Source organism: Paenibacillus sp. 37 (assembly GCF_008386395.1).
Lineage (GTDB): Bacteria > Bacillota > Bacilli > Paenibacillales > Paenibacillaceae > Paenibacillus > Paenibacillus amylolyticus_B.
In genome coordinates, this window is sequence record NZ_CP043761.1 from 5304233 (window position 1) to 5317969 (window position 13737).

Here is a 13737-nt window from a genome sequence, read left to right on the forward strand (position 1 = left end):
CTAAAATTGGTACGCATAAGAGTACCAGATATACAAAAAGTATATGGTACGCTCATGCGTAACGTCAAGACCATATGGAAAATTTAGGAGTGATACTCATGGCTAAGAAAGTTGTCGTCAATATTCACAAACTCACGGAAAAACATAATATCTCACTGCGCGAACTGGCTCGATTGTCTGATATCCGTCACGCTGCATTAAGTGAGTTGCAGTCCGGTAAACGAGAGAATATCAACTTTGCTCACATTGAGCGAATTGCTGAGGCGTTGGATATTGATGATATAAGGGAAATTATTGAGATAAGAGAGAATCAATTCTAACCAAAAAAAAGAGGAAACTAACAATTATTATTTTTGATCAATTCAGTATAAACCTTTTTTCAACTTAAATTTTATTATAGGGTTATAGTGATTCCAAACTAGCATTTAGTTATTAGGCGTCTCATTTTATATTCTAATCCATCATAAAGCAGCCTAAATTTATTAACCCCTCCTGTCTTATACTAACTATTTCCAAACAACTTAATAATGTTAAAATATAATGTAATATCTTTTTCACATAAAGGGGAGATAGCCATGAAGAAATTTGTTTATTTTTCTAAGAATATTCCTAGAACTGAACGTAATATAGTAAATCTTTTATCGGAGACTAATGAGGCATTAATTTGGTACATTAATACTGAAGGTACCAAGGTAACAGCTATGTACGTTAATAATAAATTAGGAAGGCTAGAAAAAGAGATTTTGTATAAATCTGAAAATGAAAGTTTTGATCTAACTAATATTGATTTTATAGATAACTCGTATACACCAGTAGACTCGCGTTTCAAATTATTTTGTTCACTTAAGGTAGAAAATTTAATAGAGTACATAAAAATAATTGATATCATAAATGGTGCCTCTGAATTCGTTTTTAGAGGTCAAAGAGATGTGACGTGGAACTTACAAGCAAGTATATTCAGAAAAAACTATACTGAAAATAAGGAATTTGAGATTTACAGGGATATTCGAAAAAACAAGTTTGAGAATTTAACACGAAATACTTTTCTGGATAATCTGATTCATATGCAACATTACGGCATTCCAACAAGGTTACTTGATTGGAGCAGAAATCCTTTAATATCACTTTTCTTTGCTTGTTCCGATGAGAAAAATGACGGTAAAGTCTTTGCGTACAGGCCGAAACTTATATACCAATTCTATGATAAAGAATATGAAGTCTTATCAAATTATTTAAAAGAAGACTTCAATAAAACTCAATTGAATTCGGATTCAGTAAAGTTTCTAGCTGCAATAGGTAGAGGGGCACAGTCAGAAGCTATTTTCATTGAGAGCACTATTGAGAATGAACGTTTAAAAGCTCAAAAAGGCTTGTTTTCAATACAGATCGATATAAAGAGCAACTACATCGAACCAATTAAAGATGAAATACTTAAGTCCACTAGCCTATTCAAAAAAGATATAATAGATATGCGAGATTTAAGAGAAATTTCAGTTAACAATTCATACGAAACACAAACAAAGTTAAACACAATTCTAGATAAATATCCTTCTTACTCAAGCAAGATAGCCGATATTGAGAAAGAAGCGGAACGGCACTTTGTTGAGTTAACTGAAAATAGATATTGGACATTAAGTGAGATGAGTAATGATAATGCTTTAGACAATTACTCTATTGAATTTTTTATTCCGAAAGACCAAAAAAAGAAAATTAAACAACAGTTAGAGAGTATAAATATTAATGCAATGACGGTTTATCCTGACTTTGCAGGATTTGTTCAATATATTATAGAAAAATACGAAGGGTAGGTAGGATTTTATGTCAGACGAAGTAACTAAAATCAAAGCAAGGCAAAGAAATTTGCAACTGAAAATGGTAAGACAATATGTTGCTGAACAATTTCAACTAAATGATAAATTTACAGAAGATCAGATAATAATGAAGTTTTATTTCAGACAGTCAGACCTAACAAGTTCATTAAAGCATTTCTTTGAAAAAAAAGGAGATAGATATACTTTTAAAAAAGGCATTAGGGACAAAATCTTTTCTATATCTAACATTCATAATACCCTGAAGAATGAACCGAGCTCTGACGAGCTAGTTAATGATTACTTAGAAAACTTCAAATCATTTTCTGAACAATATCTAAATAACATTTTTGATGGAAGTAACATATATGATGACTTCTATAAAAAGTATCAATCATCCTTTGAAAAATTGCATTGGATTAGTCTTCCTGAGTATGAAGAGAACATGATGATTAATTCCAGCCTCCTTCCAGAAGATAACATAGAACAATACTACAATCATTATCATACTCTAGAGGACTTATATAATGTGCTAAATGGAACTCTAAAACCTGATAACTCTTTTAAAGGGGATATTAATCTCAACAACCGATTATCATTCAGGGTTTACAGCAGGCGCTGGGGACATGAAGATACCTATACAATTCAAAGAAGAATTGATGGGTGGCATGTGCAGCATTTATCAATTAATGGCTTATCAGATAAAGATGGATCCGGGCCTCTACTTATGAACCTTGACCATGATTCAATTCAATACCCTAAAGAGGGAATTAAGTATGCACTTAATGTACTTTGGAATTTAGCTGATGAAACAGCAATGTCAGTTGAAGAATTGCAGATAAAATTACAAGAAATTGCACTTTGGATCAGCTCTGTAGAGAGAGTCGTTGGTGATTATCAACCTGATTGGTGTAGCTATTACTAGCGTTATGCACCATGCATCGCTAATAAGACTTTCTTCTATCTATTTAATATGTAAGTTATACATTTTATTATTATCGCACAACATTATAAGCCTAATCTATTCTAGTATTTAGCCTGTTATTTTAAAGATAAAGGAAGCTTGATGCTTGATCAACCGATTAAGTATCAAGCTTGTATATGTGCCGTAAAGTATACTCTTTGTCAACATGGTATCTGAATTTAAGCATCTACTAACTAACGCATATTAACTCATTTTTTCTTGTTATTTTTTGAATTTTATACCTGCCAATTTTCCTTTTCTCCCTCCGAGCGTCTTCCCTAGCTAATGCCATCTTATCCATGCTTTTTTTCACATCTTATCCTTATTTGGTCGTACTATGAACTGTCTATAGAGCGGCTTAGATTAAATCAGCTCGTGTTACCCCTCTAAGGTAAGTGCTCTTTATCTAAAAACCTAGAATTCCACCGATATACTCCAATCGGGAAGCATGAAGAATGGGGTCAGCACACTTATTTGTTCAAACTGAAAGTTCAAGCAGACGTTCAATTGCATATCCGTCTAACTTTTCTTTTCTTTTTCATGAAACTTTATCTAACTCCTCAATGTCCTCAGAATTAATAAATTATGATATACTCTGTAATGAAGTTTAGATAAATACATACTGCCTCTCTATCGATCTTCAAAGGAATATGACGCTTTCGTAAATTTTTTTCGCTCACACCCCAATTTTTTTACAAATTTGCAACTTCCTTTTCGTCTTCAATTAATCCTTCCAACAGATGCACCCGAGTACAACACCCTTTTCATATCTCCTGTAACAAAAGTCCCCCTTACATTCACCAACCCTTTGCTAAATCTTTTAAATGCATCCTAATTCCTCCTCAAAATATTCTTTTTATCACTTAATAGATAGTTTTATAAGGATTTATGAACAGTTCTCCAACCCAAGCTTTGAATCGCGCTGCCAGTATAAGTAACGGGCTGCAAAATAAACATCTAGCCCATGGGTCATATCCAGATTGACCATACGAAAACCTTTTTAGAGATCAGCGGTGACTGTGAGAAACGGCCTTTAGGTTGCGAAATGACCACATCCATCGCGATCTCCATGTAAGATGTCGTTATTCCAAGGCGCTAGATAAGACGCATTCTAAGAAGGGGGATATTTAAATCCTTAATAAGCAGGTATCATATCTACAGGTGAGATTATGAAATGGACAAGCTTATTGAAGTTTACAAGTAAACCTTTGTGGGCAAGAACTTCTTAGTTTAAAAACATCTGTAGGCTGGAGTTTATAGATTTTGTAAAACTGAGTGAAACAAGGGATTCCGGCAAATGCAATGAACTCCGCCAGTTAAAATAAAATTTCTTTTTAATCGGTTAGAAATTCTCTTTTCTTCTCCTTTTCTATTTTATAGCGTAAATCTCGTATACACCCTTCAATCTCATGACTATGTTCAAGTAAATCAACAGAATTTAATAGTCCTAGAACTGATTCAAAAAAGGTAATTCTTTCTAGTAAAATAGGAATCTCACTCCCTGACCACCCCCGTGAACTCTTTTCTAGTGGCAGCTTTCTAAAGAGACTATATTCTTTGTTATAAGACAATAATTCTTGAAGTTGCATTAACTTTCTACTTGTAGAGAAGTTTGATACAACGTAAAATACCATTCTCATTAGTTCAATATTTGAATTATATTTCCTAATAATAATTTTCAGAAAACTATCCTGCCTTTCTTCAGCTAAAGTTTTTTTCTTTTTATTACCTAAGAAAATAAACTTTAATAGTGATCTTTTATTATGTGAATGATTCTTTTGCTCGTATTCATATAAAAATATAAGTAACCCTTCCATAATTTCGTTATATTTGTCATTATCCCACACGCAGGAAAAGTCAATGCTTTCATGATTTCGAAGGCGCTCCATCTCATCAAAATTTCTTACAAATTCAAGAATAAACTTAGGGTCTAAATTTAATATTTTTCTCAAAGCTGAACCATCATAATCAACAAAATTACTATTTTTCATAACCGCTAAATAGGCTTGTTCTAAAAGTTCAATATCAGCTCTAAATAGAATCTCAAGTTCTTTGTTGATTTCTGTATGAGGGTTAAATATCATCTCAATAGCATAAGCAAAATATTTGTTATTATTTATACGCTCCAACGCAATTACTACAACTTGTTTGATTATTTCCTCATTAGTTGCTGTATATTTAAGTAAGTAATCAGTATGGTACGGTACATACTCAGGTTTAGCACTTCGATAAAGATCAAGCAATAATTCAACATCTTTTTGAGTAGGTAAATTTTCTGGTATATTATACAAGTAACCAAAAAGCCACTTATCTTTCTCGACAACACACGATTTTTGAATAACACCTAACAGTAATGTGTATGATTCGAATCTTAATTTAAATATTTTCATCAAGACTGTAGGGCTAAATGATAATGGATCGTTCAGATTCAAGTAATCATTTAACACTTCTAACCCTAGTTTCGGGTCTCTATCTATCAATACCTGAAACACTTCCAAAAAACCTTCATTAAAACTGTATTCATCTCTATTTCCAAGAAAACCACTGTTCTTAATCTCGGTACATTGACTAAAAAATCTCGAATAGTCATCTTGCACAAATTCTCTAAAATATTCACTAATTCTTATATTCCTCATCTTTATTTTCTCATTATAATCCAACACCTCCGAATAATACTCCTCCTCCTTCCCGAATAAGACCTCAGATAGGATATAAGTTTCATTTTTAAAATTTTGTTGCATCTGTTCATCAAATTCAATTTTATGGTCGTTTAACAAATCCAGATATGTTTGCATAATACTACATTCCAAATAGCTTTCTTTATTCAAAGAATTAAATAAAAAAGTAAAAAGTTCAAGGGAATCGCTTTGTATTATTTCTGTAGTACATACCTCTAACCGCGACGAACTATAGTTATAAATCAATTCTAGAATCTCACTGCGGAGGTTTTCTTTGTGGAATAACTCAAATATAAAATTCCATATTTTCCCTCTCAATTGAGTTAGTGAATCTGTCTTATATAATTCAAACCTTCTGAAGAGTACTGAATTCCCTTGGGATTCTGAGCTTTCGAATTTTGTTCTGACATAATATCCTGCGACTTTTATAAATAATCTCATTAAAAGTTCATCTTTACTTAGTTGTATTTCTTTCCACAATACATCTATTACAATATTTTGGTGCTCATATTCAAGCAAATAGGAATCAACATCAAAACCGAATGACTCTGTTAAAATCGTATAGACATTGGAGGCAAGACTTGGTCGTTTATTATACAACGATACAAGAAGTTCATTTGCCATGTTGAACATTTCTATATCTGACGAAATAAAAGCACTCAGGATACTAAGAAGAGATGGATTTGATATTCTATCGTTCTTTTTTATTTGAATATCCCTATAATCCAATATTTCAACCTCAAGTACTTTCAAACTATCCTTCACGAATAATAGTGTAGATGTTTGGTCTATAAACCAAAACGCATTATAAAATTCCATAACTAATTCCCAGTCTCCGTTTTCTTTTGCAATAGCTAGTGAATACTTGACGTGGGAACTCAATTTCTCCATTATTTTTTGGGAATATAGAGAATTTAACACTGGATTGATAGCATCAATTATTAGCTGTTTTCTGTTCGGGAAAAAGTTTTTTAGTATGTCAGAAAAATCAATAATGTTCTCCTTAAAAACCGTTAAATACAATAAATATGTAGCCAACACTTGATCTGCAACTTTTACTGCTTCGTTTTCGTACATATCAAATACTTCAATATCATGTAATTTTTTTACTGCTTCCCAAAATTCATACTTTGAAATTGAAAATACTTCTTCTATGATGACCATCTGATCAATGTTTAAAAAGTCTACAGTACGTAACAAAGAAACGATCCCTGCTGCCTTCTTTACGTTTTCATCATCTAATGCATTAATATCCCTCTTAATGGATTCATAATATTCTTCATAGATATTAGTCACATCTGCAATACTCTGCAGGTTATTTTCTCTTTTTGCTACTTTCGCAGCCATAATAGCAAGTCGTGGATTTCCCTTTGATATTTCTGATATTCTATCTAAGTAATGGATGTTTTTTATCTCATATTCTTCTTTAATAAAATCGCTAATCTGCTCATTATTCAATGGATTAACCTCTAGTTCATAATAGCCCCCGTACTCTCTTGCCAAATTTTGAATTTTCACTTTTGCATAATCTCTTACTGTAGCTATAATTTTTATTTTTCGACCCATTTCTTGTTTATGTATCCACTGGAGTACATAATCGAGTTGATTTAACCGATTAGCATCATCTACAAGAATTAGAAAAGGTTTAAAATCAGAAAAGTGAACAGCTAAATCTTCAAAAATACTTACACCTCTATTAAATACACATCTGACTTCGTATTCTGAATGAATTAGTTTGAATCTATGGCAACACTCCAGAGCTATTCTTGATTTTCCGACACCTGAACGTCCTGAAATAATCACTAAATCTGTTGTTTCCAACATAGATACTATAGAAGTAACTTCTTCATCTCTAAATTGAAATTGTGTGTCTAGTGGAGTTGCCACCGCACTCTTGTTGTAAGCAGTAACAAAATCATCTATTGATATGACTTGCCCTGTATCCACTTCAATGCCTAGCAGATCCCTTGCGATACCTGGATACTTTTGGTACAGATCAAAAGAAAGTGGTCCGATACCAAAAATGTTAATATTCACACCTTTATCTTGACATTGATTTCTTATACCTTTTTCCTCTTCTGGTGTAAGTGAAGATGTATGACAGTATACAACCTCCTCAATTAGATCGACAGCTATACCTGTTTTAGCTCTATTAAAACACTTTTCTAAATCATCAATAATCTTCTTATATAAATTTGATTTCTGTGTTGTGTACTCAAAAAAAACATATTTACCATTGGGGAGTGTACATAATGAGTCAGGCGTACCTTTTCTTACTTTGTCAGCTCCAATTACTGATCCTAAAGGGTTAATATCATTATATCCCTTTGCATGCAGATAAGCGTCAGCAACCTTCTGAAATACATCACCACTTAACTCATGAATTTTATTTTGTATTTGATTTATTTTAGACATTACAAACCTCCATTTCGATTGTATATCAAGAGTAAATCTGGAAGATTAATCAAGATATTTGTCTGATATTAAAAAAACTGATACTCAACGTTCCATTGTAAAATACTTCAACTCAAGATAACAAATGGTGGAGGCTTACTTGGTGAATGAACATAATTCTAATTAATCTGAAAATGCAGTTTTGGCATGGAAACACTTCAGGGCGGAGAACACTTGATTGAATAAGCCCCCCAAATAGAAAAAATGAACTCTACGCATATCCCGCTACAGTACGGCAGAAACTCTCGATTTCTTTTTAGCTGTATTCTATAGAAAACTAAGTGATATTCAACCAATGCTTTGATAGTTTTATTCTACATACGCTAACTTTTCCTGTCCAATTTAGCATAAGACTATACAAATTAAGTTTGAAATAATATCTATATGCTTAATTGTGTTTAAGTTGAAATACCTTAGTTGATAAAGTTAAGCATTATCACCATCATTCTTACTCTTACTCTTTTTTATCCCTAGATTCAACAATAGACTTTAATACGTCACTCACTTCCCATTTGACACCCACTTCAAAAAGGTCTACCCTAATAACGAACCATATATTCACTAATAAGGAGTCGTTTCCGATGGTGCAAGCCAAGAAAGACGAAGTCAGGAAAGAGATTGAATATGCGGCGCTCAAAGTCTTTTTTGAAAAGGGCTATGTGGATGCCAAGATGAGCGATATCGCGGATGAGATCAATATCTCCGTGGGCAATATCTATACTTATTTTAAGAACAAGAAAGAACTCTTCTACGCCGTCGTGCCGCCGGATCTGGTGGATTATCTGAAAAATGTGCTTGTGGAGACGATTCACTTTGATAATCAGACCTTGTTCGAGGAAACGGATAGAGAGCGAAAGTCGGCGCTGTTGCAGGAACAGATAGACGTATTACGTAAATACCGGAATCAGATTGTCATCATCTTTGAAAAAAATAAAGGAACCATCTACACCAACGCCAAGAATGAACTTGTTGAGCTGATGATCGAAACCAAGAAGGCCTATCTGAAGAATCAATATAAACGGTATGAGATTGGCACCGAGGAGAATTTGATCTTGCTGAACATCCTCGCACACAACGTGATCGACATGAACCTGGATCTGTTGAAGCGGGATATGAGTGAGGAGAGCCGGAAGCAAATATTCGAAGCGTTGTATGTATACAGACTGTACGGTATGAAGAGCCTCAACGAATAACGCTCCATCTCATCACTTATGAGTTGTAGACAAAGCGTGCAGATCAGATCAAATTCACTTGGTTTGCACGCAAAAATATCTAACATTAAGTCGCTTTATTTTTTTGTTTCAATAATGAATAAATAATTCATTATTGAAACAAGCATCTTCGTTACCCTAACTACTCACCTCACCCACATCCTAAGGAGGAACACAACATGAACACTGCTTACGAATTAAAAAACGTCAATCTGATCCACGGCGACTCCAGCCGCAATCTGCAAAAAAACATGACCATTCTCGTCAATGAACAAGGTCTCATTCAGGATATCGGCCAAGATCATGAGTTACGCATCCCTAGTCACTACACAACAATCGACCTCTCAGGGAAATACGCAATGCCAGGACTGATCAACGCCCACGTGCACCTCTTTGCAGATGGTAAACCATTCAGCCTATCTGCCAGCGAAGGTATGTTGAAGTTCGCATATGATCGAATCCTGAACACGAAATTCGGCAGAAACGTTTTGAAAAAACGCATGAAACGCAATGCGCTGACCGCTCTCCATGCGGGTGTAACGACGATGCGCAGCGTGGGAGAATTCTTTTACACCGACGTCCAGTTGCGGGATGAGATTAATAACGGCGACTTTGTCGGTCCTAATCTGCTTGTCTCCGGATTTTTCCTAAGTGTCACGGGCGGACATGGTGCTCCATTCCTCGCTCTGGTGGGCGACTCCCCGTGGGAAGCACGAAAAAATGTACGGCTGAATGTTAAACACGGCGTGGATCTGATCAAAATCTGTGTGACGGGTGGCGTGACGGATGCGAAAATGGTGGGCGAAGCTGGACGTTTACAGATGACGGTGGAAGAAGTTGCGGCGATCTGTGACGAAGCGCATAAGATTGGCCTGCGGGTGGCAGCCCATGTGGAAAACACGGAAGGTGTACGCGTTGCGTTACAGGGTGGCGTCGATACCATTGAGCACGGTTCGGAGATGGACGACGAAATCATTCATTTGTTCAAAAATAATCCCAATGCCCTGAATGGCTACACCGCACTCATCCCCACCCTGCAAGCCGCTTATCCATCCGCCTCACTGGATACCAGCGTAACGAAGGTCAGTGCAACGGTAAAAGAGAATTCCAGACTCGTCTACGATTCCATGCTCAAAGGTGTGAAGCAAGCGATCGAAAACGACATCACCATCGGGATTGGCACCGATGCCGCCATGCCTTACGTAACTCACTATGATATGTGGAGAGAGATGGACCACTACATGAGACAGGCCACCCTGAACAACAAACAGGTCATCGACATGGTGACCCGAACCAATGCAAAGATCCTGGGCGTTGATGATGTAACAGGGACGGTGGATATCGGCAAACATGCCGATCTGATTATTATGGAGCGAAATCCGCTGGAACATATCGAGGCCTTGTCAGACATCTCGATGGTCATGGTCAAAGGAAATCTAATTCAAACACCATCTGTCACAAGAATCAAAGAAGTCGACGATGTTCTAAACTCAGTTTGGTGAGTTCAGAATTGTAAACATAGAGTCGATCAGTACTACGTAATATTGGCTTCAATTAAATACGCTTTATCTTTAGAGTTCAATAATTCAGGCATTATGCTTTGAGGTGGCGGAATATCTTCAACAGGTTCTCTATCCAAAAATAATTCAAGTGCTTCTTTCGCCATTAATAATGCTTCTTCAACTGAATCGCCACAGGTGATACATCCAGGCAGATCAGGAAATGTAACATTAATTCCATCTTCAGCAAAATTAAAAATTGCGTAGTATTGGTAAGTTCGAATCATACGGGACACCTCCTGTTATCTAAATTTTTATCAAAAACAGCAAAAAGCCTTTCGTATTATATGCTGAAAGGCTTTCAACTCGTTTAACTCTTCATTTCCCTCAAATATATTGTTATAAGATTAATCATTCAACCCTTTGCCCTCCAGGATCGGCTGCATGTACTTCTCAATTCGTGACACTTTTGTTTTGGATTGCTTCGGTTGTGAAAAATAATAGAGATATGCCCGCTGCCTTCCGGGTGTGAGTGCTTCAAATGCATCCCGGAAAGCAGGATTTTCATCGAACTGCTGCTGGAGTTCCTCAGGAACGCTATATTCGGTAGTCTTTTTCATTTCCACTTGCAGTCCGGCTTGTTCCACTTCAATCGCTTGCTGGATATAGGCTTTGATCCAATCCTCCTGCTCCACAATCTGCTCCAGACTGGTGAATCGAAGCTGGCGCTCTGCCTGTACATTTTCCGTTTGCTGGACCAAAATGCCATGCGTATCCTTCAGCAGAGCACCTTTGAAAAACAGAATGGCCACGTACTCTTTGAATCCATGGATGAGAACGATGTTCTTCCCATCGAGCATGTAACATGGGTGCATCCATTTCATATCCTCTGTTAGGTCAAAATCTCGAATAATCTCTCTCAGCTTCGTGGACTCTTCCTGCCACGATTTAAGGTTCTTTAGATAGCCGTCAACTTTGCGATTCCCACTTGTATCCGTCATGGAGAAGTACCTCTCTTTATCTCATGGTTTTATAGGTTCAATTGTACTGGTTTTCAGTGGATTGTACAGCTTTGCTTACAGAGCTTTTATTGACTTTTCTACTTGAATTTAAACCTTAATAGCAATAAAGACCATCCTGTTAGATGGCCTATAATTTAATCCAATCTCATCTAATAAGTTTCAATCGACAGTTCACCATACCCATAGTAAAATAATGGAATGTCTATTGTCATAATTCCAACAGATGAAAGGATGATCTAAATGAGAGAGTACACAGTTGTTCCAGGTCCCAAAAATGTTCAAGTAAACCGAGGTGATACTCAGGCTGCTGTTAATTTATTTGCTGATATCATCAATCACAAAGCACAATCCGGATGGATCTATCAATCCATGGAGTCGCTAGCCGTTACCGAGAAGCCCGGTTGTCTCCAGCAACCCGTTACAACGCATCATTATATGCTGATTTTCTACAGAGAGATGCATTAATCGCACAACAATCATGAGAAACTCAGAATCTGAGGAACTGATATATAATAACATGCCATCCGAAGAAGAACTTATTAGACTCTTACATACACATCATGAAGAAAACGACCCTCGAAGCAGTTTCTATATAAGAACTCATGTTATTCCAGAAATCGATTGGTTGAAGTCTTTGCTTAACGTTACACTTGCATTATTCACAGGGCTAATCATCTCTATCATATGTTTCTATCTCTTGAATCTACTCACCCCAGTATATGCTTTGCTAAGTGCCCAGGTTGTTTTCATAGCAAGTATGTTTTTCATAGTTCTACGACGTGTTAGAGCAATCCTGATATGGAGTATTAGAATTTATCAACGTTTTGCCCCCATTGAAGTGAGGAACAAATGTCGTTTTGAACCAAGCTGTTCTATGTATATGATTCAAGCTATTGAGAAATACGGGGCGATTAAAGGTCTTTCCTTGGGCATTCATCGTCTTCGCAAATGTAATATCAACGGTGGAGGATATGATTATCCATAAAGCAAAAAGGTCCATAGACAATCTATGGGCCTTTTCGTTTGGTTAACATTTCTGGCTTAAGCTAATATCCAGTAGTGACTGTGTCTCATCTTCCAACATGGAGGAAGCTATCATCATGAAGTCTTCAGCCCCGATCTCAAAATGACCTTTACGAAATGGAAACCCCCAATTGCGATTCCCGCGCGTAAAAGAGAGTTGGTCTAACAAGGTTGCGATCTTGATTTCTCGACATGGAAGATAACGAAGATCTCGGCGAAAGGGTACAAAGGATTCCGACATCTGATATTGATATATCCTATCGTCAATAATTTGACCAATAGCCGTAAATGCCTGAAGCGGCTTGCCTGTTGAAATGTCAGTGCGTGGAGAATAGTATATCATCCAATCACCCGCAGACATCTGTCGCAACACCGCTGACTTACCATGGCACAACTGCACAAACCCTCCCTCTACGGATACATTCACATGAGAAGCAGATACAACACCAATCCAATATCTGCTGTCCTGATTTGGTTTCATAGATACATCCCATCCCCTTCTCTCGTATACATCTCCAGATTCGATTTCAATCGATCCAATTGTAAAAAATGATGTCTGTAGTGCATTTCTATCAACAAAAACCACTCCTTAGCGTTGAGAGCGCCAAGCCTTGGATGACGTATTTTGTTGTTTACCGATGCTTGGTTTACAAGAGGTTCTGTACTCCTCATCCGCTCCACAACCATGTGAAGACCATCGATCAACGACTCCTTGCTCTCGGGTGGTTGCGGGGTGTACTGCGGGGAAGCAGGAACCTTTACGGGAATAGGAGGGAATTGTCCTGATTCAATCACTTGCCTACCTAGTTCTGTTTTTTCCTCCCCCGAGTTTAATGTCGAATCCTTGCTGCTCAAACACTGCTCAACATTATGCAGATGCATGAAAAGCGCTGATTGAATCAAATGTACATACATCTGCCCAATGGACCATTCCTCTTCACTTTGTTTTTTAAGTAAACTACTCATATCCAATTTGTTCAGTTCTGCCAAATAGCGTTCTACTGCAGTTTCCAATGATTTCAATACTTCCGTTGTACTTCTCATCCTTCAACCAACTCCAATTCCTCTTGATCTGTGA

General features: G+C 36.5%; 12 protein-coding genes. 7 read left to right on the forward strand and 5 right to left on the reverse strand.

What is annotated here, in order from left to right:
- Positions 1–98 precede the first annotated feature (98 nt).
- The 3 genes from F0220_RS22785 (at position 99) to F0220_RS22795 (ending at position 2733) form a co-directional block, all read left to right on the forward strand.
- The gene (locus tag F0220_RS22785) at positions 99–320 is read left to right on the forward strand and encodes a helix-turn-helix domain-containing protein (protein ID WP_105601670.1); all 222 of its coding nucleotides are present in this window, start codon (positions 99–101) and stop codon (positions 318–320) included.
- A gap of 255 nt (positions 321–575) precedes the next feature.
- Positions 576–1808: an FRG domain-containing protein gene (locus F0220_RS22790; protein ID WP_181155576.1), complete on the forward strand. Its 1233-nt coding sequence runs from the start codon at positions 576–578 to the stop codon at positions 1806–1808.
- Positions 1809–1818: 10 nt separating this feature from the next.
- The gene (locus F0220_RS22795) at positions 1819–2733 is read left to right on the forward strand and encodes a hypothetical protein (RefSeq protein WP_105601674.1); all 915 of its coding nucleotides are present in this window, start codon (positions 1819–1821) and stop codon (positions 2731–2733) included.
- Positions 2734–4106: 1373 nt separating this feature from the next.
- On the opposite strand, the gene F0220_RS22800 is transcribed toward F0220_RS22795, so the two are convergent.
- Positions 4107–7865 carry a chorismate mutase family protein gene (locus F0220_RS22800; RefSeq protein ID WP_149846767.1) on the reverse strand — a complete coding sequence of 1253 codons (3759 nt, stop codon included), beginning with the start codon at positions 7863–7865 and terminating at the stop codon, positions 4107–4109.
- 620 nt (positions 7866–8485) lie between these two features.
- On the opposite strand from F0220_RS22800, the gene F0220_RS22805 reads away from it, so the two are divergent.
- Both F0220_RS22805 and F0220_RS22810 read left to right on the forward strand, forming a co-directional pair.
- A complete protein-coding gene (locus tag F0220_RS22805) occupies positions 8486–9097 on the forward strand; it encodes a TetR/AcrR family transcriptional regulator (RefSeq protein WP_105601677.1) in 612 nt (203 codons plus the stop codon).
- 197 nt (positions 9098–9294) lie between these two features.
- The gene (locus tag F0220_RS22810) at positions 9295–10617 is read left to right on the forward strand and encodes an amidohydrolase family protein (protein WP_105601678.1); all 1323 of its coding nucleotides are present in this window, start codon (positions 9295–9297) and stop codon (positions 10615–10617) included.
- Between the two features lie 32 nt (positions 10618–10649).
- Here F0220_RS22810 and F0220_RS22815 read toward each other — a convergent pair whose 3' ends face one another.
- The gene (locus tag F0220_RS22815; protein ID WP_105601680.1) at positions 10650–10901 is read right to left on the reverse strand and encodes a type II toxin-antitoxin system HicB family antitoxin; all 252 of its coding nucleotides are present in this window, start codon (positions 10899–10901) and stop codon (positions 10650–10652) included.
- A 120-nt stretch (positions 10902–11021) separates the two neighbouring features.
- Complete coding sequence (locus F0220_RS22820) at positions 11022–11615, reverse strand: YdeI/OmpD-associated family protein (protein ID WP_105601682.1); 594 nt, start codon at positions 11613–11615, stop codon at positions 11022–11024.
- Positions 11616–11876: 261 nt separating this feature from the next.
- On the opposite strand from F0220_RS22820, the gene F0220_RS22825 reads away from it, so the two are divergent.
- Together F0220_RS22825 and yidD are read left to right on the forward strand one after the other, a co-directional pair.
- Entirely contained in the window at positions 11877–12101 is a 225-nt protein-coding gene (locus tag F0220_RS22825) for a hypothetical protein (protein ID WP_091020237.1), read from the forward strand.
- A gap of 292 nt (positions 12102–12393) precedes the next feature.
- Positions 12394–12621, forward strand: coding sequence for a membrane protein insertion efficiency factor YidD (yidD, locus tag F0220_RS22830; protein WP_105601844.1), 228 nt, complete (start codon positions 12394–12396; stop codon positions 12619–12621).
- 42 nt (positions 12622–12663) lie between these two features.
- Here the strand turns inward: yidD and F0220_RS22835 are convergent, their stop codons facing one another.
- Both F0220_RS22835 and F0220_RS22840 read right to left on the reverse strand, forming a co-directional pair.
- On the reverse strand, positions 12664–13140 hold the full coding sequence (locus F0220_RS22835; protein ID WP_105601683.1) for an EVE domain-containing protein: 477 nt from the start codon (positions 13138–13140) through the stop codon (positions 12664–12666).
- Positions 13137–13703 carry a DinB family protein gene (locus tag F0220_RS22840; protein WP_105601685.1) on the reverse strand — a complete coding sequence of 189 codons (567 nt, stop codon included), beginning with the start codon at positions 13701–13703 and terminating at the stop codon, positions 13137–13139. Before F0220_RS22840 ends, F0220_RS22835 begins: the two co-directional genes overlap by 4 nt.
- Positions 13704–13737 lie beyond the last annotated feature (34 nt).